This is a genomic window from Bacillus sp. TE8-1 (genome assembly GCF_008368855.1).
GTDB classification, from domain to species: Bacteria; Bacillota; Bacilli; order Bacillales; family Bacillaceae_G; genus Bacillus_A; species Bacillus_A cereus.
Genome location: NZ_QPET01000012.1, coordinates 268,367 through 275,961 on the forward strand (window position 1 = coordinate 268,367; position 7,595 = coordinate 275,961).

The following is a 7,595-nucleotide window of genomic DNA, read 5'->3' on the forward strand; positions in this document are numbered from 1 at the left end:
AAAGATGAAGAAGTTTTTAGTTTCTTATTCTTGGTTAATTTTGTTATTCTTGTATTTTCCAATGATGGTTTTAATGGTCTATTCTTTCAACGACTCTCGCATTAATGCGGAGTGGGAAGGTTTTACATTCCATTGGTATACAGATTTATTTCAAAAACAAGATGTTATTGATGCATTTGTAAATAGTATTACGATTGCAGTTATAACAACGATTGTGACAACGGTACTTGGTGTATTCTTTGCAATTGCTTTACATCGTTATAAATATCGTTTCGAAGGGGCTATTAATGGCCTTGTATATTTACCAATTTTAATTCCTGATATTTTAATGGGATTATCTTTACTAATTCTTTTCAGTCAGTTAGGAATGGAACTTGGACAAACAACGATTATTATTGCACATATTACATTTAGCATTTCGTTTGTTGTTGTTATTTTAGCTGCGCGTCTTTCAAGTATGGGACGTGACTTAGAAGAAGCTGCAAATGATCTAGGAGCAACGCCTTGGCAAACGTTTCGTTATGTAACGTTCCCAGCAATTGCACCGGGAGTTATTTCGGCAGCATTATTAACATTCACATTATCAATTGATGATTTTGTAATTAGTTTCTTCGTATCAGGACCAGGATCAACAACATTGCCACTATACATTTACAGTATGGTTAAGCGCGGAGTATCACCAGAAATTAATGCTCTTTCTACAATTTTAATTGTTGCTATCGTAGGATTAATGGTTCTATCTGAAATCTTCCGGAACAAAGGTGCAGATGGTGAAGAAAACTCTGGAGGACACCTTCCTTTATAATACGAACGATATAGAAAGTACAAGGGGGTAATAAACCGATGAAATTAATGAAAAGAATAGCTGGCGCAGCAATTATCTTTAGCCTTGTTGCTGGTGTGCTTGCTGGTTGTGGTGAAAAGAAAGAAGAATTAAATATTTATAGTTGGGCTGACAATTTTGATGAGCAAGTGCTAAAAGATTTTGAAAAGAAGTATAATGTGAAAATTAACTATGACAAGTACGCAAGTAATGAAGAAATGCTTGCGAAATTACAAGCTGGTGGCGCAAAGTATGACTTAATTCAGCCGTCGGATTACATGGTTAAAACAATGGCGAAAATGGACTTATTAGCTCCGTTAGATAAAAAGAATATCCCGAATATCGAAAATATGGTTTCTAATTTTAAAACACCTGCGTTTGATCCAGAGAATAAATATTCTTTAGTGTACACTTGGGGTGTAACAGGGATTGCATACAATAAAAAGTATGTGAAAGAAGCACCTACAAGCTGGGCGGACTTATGGAATGAGAAATATAAAGGACATGTAACGTTACTGAACGATTCTCGTGAAGTATTAGGAGTGGGTCTTAAGAAGCACGGGTTCTCAAACAGTACGAAAGACGATGCACAATTAAAGACAGCAGCAGATGATTTAAAGAAGCTGCTTCCAAACTTATTAGCATTTGATACAGATAACATTAAACAAAAATTCATTACAGAAGATGCTTGGATCGGAACAGTTTGGTCTGGAGATGCAGCATTTATCGCAAAAGATAATAAAGATGTAGAATATGTTGTACCAAAAGAAGGCGGCACAATTTGGGCTGATACGTTAGCAATTCCAAAAGGTGCAAAACATAAAGAGCTTGCTGAGAAATTTATGAACTACTTACTAGATGAAAAAGTAAGTGTGAAAAACTACGAGTCAATTGGTTACAGTAACCCAAATGAAAAAGCTCATCCTCTTCATAGTAAAGAATACCGTGATAATCACATGATTTTCTTAACGAAAGAAGAGTTAGATCGTACAGAATGGCTTGTTGATGTAGACGATAAGTTAAAAGACTATGATCGTTACTGGACAGAGCTAAAAACAAAAGGTAAATAAGCAAGGAAATGCGGTTTCTAAAGTAGAAATCGCATTTTTTCATAGTAGGAGGAAATCGTTTGAAGAAGAAGTTACATCAGTATGAGGTAATGTGTATCGGTTTGTTATTTGCTGTATTTGGTATTGTTGCTTGGCGCGTACATGCAGGTGGCGTTACAGTGATGGATACATATGTCCGTGGATTAGTAAGAGGGCTACAAACGGAAAGTTCTCTTACATTTTTCTCGTACTTTACAAAATTGGGATCAGCAATTGGGATAGTCGCTACGCTCGTTATAAGTTTGCTTGTTTTTTGGAAGAAGCGTTATTATGCTGCGATGATTGTATATCCAATGGGAATTTTAATAACACATCTTGTGAATAAAGGGATAAAAGAGATTGTAAAGAGAGAACGTCCGTCATTAAATGAAGCGCTAGATGCACTTGGGTATAGTTTTCCTAGTGGACATGCAATGTTATCGATTATGACATTTGGATTTCTTACTTATATCATTGCTGCTAATTTGAAAAGCGTAGCTGGGAAATGTGTCACAACGATTTTGATGGGTATAGTAATTCTATCGATTGGATTAAGTAGAGTCATTTTAAATGTACATTACCCAACTGATATTTTAGCTGGTTACTGCGTAGGTGGTATTTTGTTAATTATCGCGATTTACTACCATCGTTTACTTACTGAGAGATTAGGGCTTAATAAAGAGAGATAGAAAAACGTCTGGAAAAACTATTATTATAGTTTTTCCAGACGTTTTTTGTTTATATCAAGATGTGATACAGTATAAGTGACAATTGAATTATGTAAAGTAGGTGAAAATGTGTGAAGACAAATGTACATAAAGTTGATAAGTGGGGGAAGTTAGGAGCCTTTTTGTATCAGTTTCGTTATACAGTAATTGTAGCGTTACTGTTGCTCGCAATCGCACTTGGGATTTTTGCTCCAAAGCTACCGGGAGTATTAGGTGGTGACGGTTTCCAAACGGAAGGCGACTATCAAAAAACGAAAGAAATTTTAGATAAAGATTTTAAGAAGTCTCAAGATACGCTGCTGCTCGTTTTTGAGAAAAATAAAGATGCTTCGCATGAGGAATTTAAAAAGCGAATAAATGAAATTGTAAAGAATGTTCAAGAGAAAGAGAACTATGAATCTTTCCATCACCCAATCCAAAATAAAGAAATGCTACAAGATGACATCGGCTATGCGACAATTTTATTTTCCGGGAAAACAAATAAGGAACGAATGGAAAAGACATTACAATTTGCTGATGAGATTGAGAAAGAAAGTAATATAGCATTAAAAGTAACACCTACAGGGTTTCCGAAAATTAATAAAGAGATTAATGAAAGAACGCAAAATGATTTAAAAGTAGCAGAGATGATTGGATTACCAATTGCGTTTCTTGTATTACTATTTTCGTTTGGTAGTCTTTTGGCATCAATTTTACCGATTTTGAATGGGGCGCTTAGTGTTATTAGTACGATGGGTATATTGTATTTCATCGGTGTTGATAAAGAACTATCTATTTTCGTGTTAAATGTTGCACCGATGATTGGACTTGCATTATCTATTGATTTTGCGCTATTATTTGTGAACCGTTTTCGAGAGGAAGTTGCTAAACGAACGGTAAAAGAAGCGATAGCAATTACATATCAAACGGCAGGACGTGCGATTGTATTTTCAGGATTATGCGTATTTGTTGGGTTATCCGGTTTGTTTTTCTTTAAGATAGATTATATTCAATCTGTCGCGATTAGCGGAATGATTGTTGTCATTATGAGTATTTTATTCTCACTCACACTTCTTCCAGCACTATTATCGTTAATCGGTAAAAGAATATTAAAAAAGAATCAAGTAGCACATACGCCGGCAAAAGCATGGCGTAAATTTGCACAATTTGTGATGAAACATCCAATTGCAATGATTATTGTTGTTACAACATTTATTGTTATTTGCTTATTACCGTTACGTACAGCTAATTTGCAGTTCCCTGGTGTTGAAGCTTTACCTGAAAAGAGTGATACAAGGATTGCATATGAAAAGTATGAAGAAGCATTTAATGAAACTGTCAAAACACACGCTGATGTTACATTAGTTGTAGAGACGAAAAAAGATATGAAAGAAAAAGAAAGTCTACAAAAGATAGAAGAAGTCGTTCAAAAGTTAAAAGATGATAAGAAAGTACATGAAGTAAGAAGTTTATACGACGGGTTAACTGGAATGAAAGCAGATCAAGTTGTTGGAATGTTGCAGTCGCCAGAATCAGCGAAACTAACTCCTGTATTTGAAGCATACACGCAAGGGAATAAGACGACGATAGAAATCTTTTTGAAAACAAAACCACGTACAGAGACTGCAAAACAGTGGGTACGTGACTTTAAAAAGAACTATAAAGAAACGGATGTTACGTATTATCTAGGCGGAATGACGACGTTTCAACAAGAATTAGAAGATGAAATTAAAGATAAAGTTGTAATTGGTATGTCTGTTATATTTGGATCGACCTTTGTTATATTATTATTTGCATTCCGATCTATACTCATTCCAATTAAGGCAATTGTTATGAATATACTTAGTTTAAGTGCAACCATTGGAATTGTTGTTTGGTTATTTGAAGGTGGTCATTTCGGTTTAGAAGCAAGTCCGGTTCTGTTTGTCTTACCAATCTTCATTTTTGGCCTCGTATTTGGGCTTAGTATGGATTATGAAGTATTTCTTATTTCACGTATTCATGAGCTCTATGAAGAAACAGGAGATAACGATCAAGCAACGTTAGAAGGGCTCGTTTCAACAAGTAGAATTATTACATCAGCTGCTTTAATAATGATTGTTGTAACTGGTGCATTCGCATTTACTGATATTTTACCAGTAAAGCAGATGGGTCTTGGCGTTGCATTAGCAATATTTCTTGATGCAACAATTATTCGTCTTATGCTCGTACCAAGCTTAATGAAGTTATTTGGAGACTGGAACTGGTGGTTACCATTTCGAAAAAAAAGAGAAAAAGCATCATAAAAAATGCTCATCAATATGATGAGCATTTTTTATGAATAGCAAAGCCTACATTTTGCAAATAGTATGTGATAAGAACATTACATAATAAGTAGGTGAAGGCAATGTTTCGTTATTTTAAGTTTAAGTTAAATGATACAGTACAGTTTGCCGAGAACGATGGGCATATGTATCGCATTGTCGGTTATCGGTTAGAAAAAGGGTTTTATCCAAAAGATGAATGGACTCATATCATTTATGAACTACTTAGAGAATTTGACGGGTATACGATGGATGCAGAAGAGGAAGAACTTGTAAAGGTCGTTCAAGTAGAGGATGAGTATTACAAAATACAAGAAGTATCAGGTTATCGCTATCCAGTAAAAATGAAACAAAAACAACAAGTGATGAAAATAGAAAAGATGGACGATTTATTAGATGCTTACAATGATTATAAAAGGTTGGCGGATTTCTTTAAAGATTTATCGTATGAACAAAAAGCTGAAGAAGTATTGTTAGAAATGAAAAGACTTAGAGCTTGAGGGGCAGTCTATTATAAGACTGTCCTCTATTTTTGACGGTGCATCAAAGTGTGTTTTCCGTTACAATGAGAGAATCAATAGAAATAAGGTGATAAACAGTATGGAAACAAAGAAAAAGGGTGAATGGTGTGAAATTACCGTTCCAGCTAAATGGAATGGTATAAGTATTGAATCGGTATTAAAAGTAGAATGGGAAATACCGAAAAAGCTATTACATCAGCTTCGTATGGAAAAAGGTGTTACGGTTAACGGGGAACAAAGAAGATGGAATGAGCTTTTAAAAGAGAACGATAAGTTACAAGTCCATATGTTTGCTGAGGAAGAGTACGGTGTAGATCCAGAATATGGTGAATTACATGTAGTATACGAAGATGATCACGTACTTATCGTAAATAAACCAGAGCAAATGGACACGCACCCTGCTGAAAAAGGTGGAACCGGGACGCTTGCAAATCTTGTTGCTTTTCATTTTCAAATGCAAGGTTTAGAGACGAAGGTGCGTCATATTCATCGTTTAGATAAAGATACGACAGGTGGTGTCGTGTTTGCTAAGCATAGAATTGCTGGTTCAATTATGGATCGCTTATTAATGGAAAGAAAAATTAAAAGAACGTACGCAGCGCTCGTTGAAGGGAAAGTAAAGAAGAAAAAAGGAAAGATTGATGCTGCTATCGGAAGGGATCGCCATCATGCTACAAGGCGTCGTATTTCTCCAAAAGGTGACCAAGCTATCACATATTATAAAGTAGAAAAGTATTTTAAGAAGCAAAACACGACTTTCGTAACGTTACAATTAGAAACGGGTAGAACACATCAAATTCGTGTTCATATGAGTCATAATGGTAATCCATTAGTTGGGGATGTATTATATGGTGGACAAACAAAATATATGTCCAGTCAGGCATTGCATGCGATGAAGATAAATTTCTTGCATCCAATTACGAAAGAAGCGATTGAAGTTGATGTGCCGTTTCCTACAAAGTTAAATAATAAAATAAAAGAATTTCAAAAAGAAAATGCGTAAAGTATAAGTTTTAACTTGAAAAAAGTAGATTTTTGCAGGGATTTCTCTAAAAGAAGCGAAGCCGTTAAGAGAAAAGAGAGGTGAGAATCACTTGATTAAATATAAGTATGTACTGGGAATATTTTTCGCTTGTCTTTTACTTACTCTATTTCTCTATCCCTATTTACCAAATCGTATGGCAGTACATTGGAATGTAAATGGTCAGCCAAACGAGTTTATGAGTAAACAAGTCGTTGTAGCATTTATTCCCTGTTTTATTATTTTTTCATATGGATTTTTGTATATTATTTCACATAATATATTTAAGTTTAATGAAAGAGAGCATGGTATTATAGGCGGATTTATAAAGAAAATTACGTTATTTATGTTGTTTATTCATACGCTTATCCTCTTTATTAATTTTGGGGATTTGATATCCTTTCAAACAGGATTAACGATTGGGATTAGTATGTTTCTTTTTATGCTGAGTAAAGAATTTAAGAAAATAAAAGGCAAAGAAAAAGAAAAAGATCCAATTAAATTACAAAAAATTTGTTTAGTGAGTAGACGGATTTTTCAAGTGATGGCATGTGGCATATTGTTTTCATTGTTTTTGAACTTAGAGTGGGGATTTTATGTATTGCTTAGTGTAATAAGCTGTGGATCTATGTTGTTTATGCTATATATTTTCTATTCATACATAATAGAAAGCTATGAAACTTAAAAAAGAGTCTTCTCATTATGAGAAGACTCTTTTAATCTATTTACTTCGTAATAAATTGTTGTGTCCAGTAGTTGCCGCTTTCTACATAACCAACACCGATGTGAGTGAAGCCGTTATTTAAGATGTTTGCACGGTGTCCAGCGCTGTTCATCCAAGCTTGTACTACTTCTTCAGGTGTACGTTGACCTTGAGCGATGTTTTCACCTGCAGATGTATAAGAAATACCAAATTTCTTCATCATGTCAAACGGAGACCCGTATGTAGGGCTGTTATGATCAAAGTAGTTGTTTTTTTGCATATCTTCAGACTTAATACGTGCTACTTTGCTTAATTCAGTATCGATTTTTAGTGCTGGTAAGCCTTGTTTTGCACGCTCAGCGTTTGTTAATTCAACAACACGTTGTTCAAACTCGCTTAAAGATTTTGCTTCTTCAGCAGGCTTTTGCT

8 protein-coding genes are annotated in these 7,595 nt (G+C 34.7%); 7 read left to right on the forward strand and 1 reads right to left on the reverse strand.

Features of this window, described 5'->3' with window-relative positions:
- Nucleotides 1–4: 4 nt before the first annotated feature.
- The 7 genes from potC (at nt 5) to DN404_RS10830 (ending at nt 7,148) form a co-directional block, all read left to right on the forward strand.
- A complete protein-coding gene (gene potC / locus DN404_RS10800; protein ID WP_000714192.1) occupies nt 5–805 on the forward strand; it encodes a spermidine/putrescine ABC transporter permease PotC in 801 nt (266 codons plus the stop codon).
- 38 nt (nt 806–843) lie between these two features.
- Nucleotides 844–1,893: a spermidine/putrescine ABC transporter substrate-binding protein PotD gene (gene potD / locus DN404_RS10805; RefSeq protein WP_086389282.1), complete on the forward strand. Its 1,050-nt coding sequence runs from the start codon at nt 844–846 to the stop codon at nt 1,891–1,893.
- Between the two features lie 59 nt (nt 1,894–1,952).
- Complete coding sequence (locus DN404_RS10810) at nt 1,953–2,600, forward strand: phosphatase PAP2 family protein (protein WP_000727792.1); 648 nt, start codon at nt 1,953–1,955, stop codon at nt 2,598–2,600.
- Between the two features lie 110 nt (nt 2,601–2,710).
- Nucleotides 2,711–4,903 carry an MMPL family transporter gene (locus DN404_RS10815; protein ID WP_000856409.1) on the forward strand — a complete coding sequence of 731 codons (2,193 nt, stop codon included), beginning with the start codon at nt 2,711–2,713 and terminating at the stop codon, nt 4,901–4,903.
- A gap of 101 nt (nt 4,904–5,004) precedes the next feature.
- Nucleotides 5,005–5,421: a hypothetical protein gene (locus DN404_RS10820; RefSeq protein ID WP_000490301.1), complete on the forward strand. Its 417-nt coding sequence runs from the start codon at nt 5,005–5,007 to the stop codon at nt 5,419–5,421.
- A 100-nt stretch (nt 5,422–5,521) separates the two neighbouring features.
- A complete protein-coding gene (locus DN404_RS10825; RefSeq protein ID WP_000448349.1) occupies nt 5,522–6,445 on the forward strand; it encodes an RluA family pseudouridine synthase in 924 nt (307 codons plus the stop codon).
- A 91-nt stretch (nt 6,446–6,536) separates the two neighbouring features.
- Nucleotides 6,537–7,148: a DUF1648 domain-containing protein gene (locus tag DN404_RS10830; RefSeq protein WP_006917704.1), complete on the forward strand. Its 612-nt coding sequence runs from the start codon at nt 6,537–6,539 to the stop codon at nt 7,146–7,148.
- Between the two features lie 40 nt (nt 7,149–7,188).
- Here DN404_RS10830 and DN404_RS10835 read toward each other — a convergent pair.
- On the reverse strand, nt 7,189–7,595 hold a 407-nt coding region (locus DN404_RS10835; RefSeq protein ID WP_240524290.1), incomplete at its 5' end, for a CAP domain-containing protein.

Coding starts and splice junctions, on each gene's coding strand:
- potC (WP_000714192.1), top strand. CDS start 5: ATGAAGAAGTTTTTAGTTTCTTATTCTTGGTTAATTTTGTTATTCTTG.
- potD (WP_086389282.1), top strand. CDS start 844: ATGAAATTAATGAAAAGAATAGCTGGCGCAGCAATTATCTTTAGCCTT.
- DN404_RS10820 (WP_000490301.1), top strand. CDS start 5,005: ATGTTTCGTTATTTTAAGTTTAAGTTAAATGATACAGTACAGTTTGCC.
- DN404_RS10825 (WP_000448349.1), top strand. CDS start 5,522: ATGGAAACAAAGAAAAAGGGTGAATGGTGTGAAATTACCGTTCCAGCT.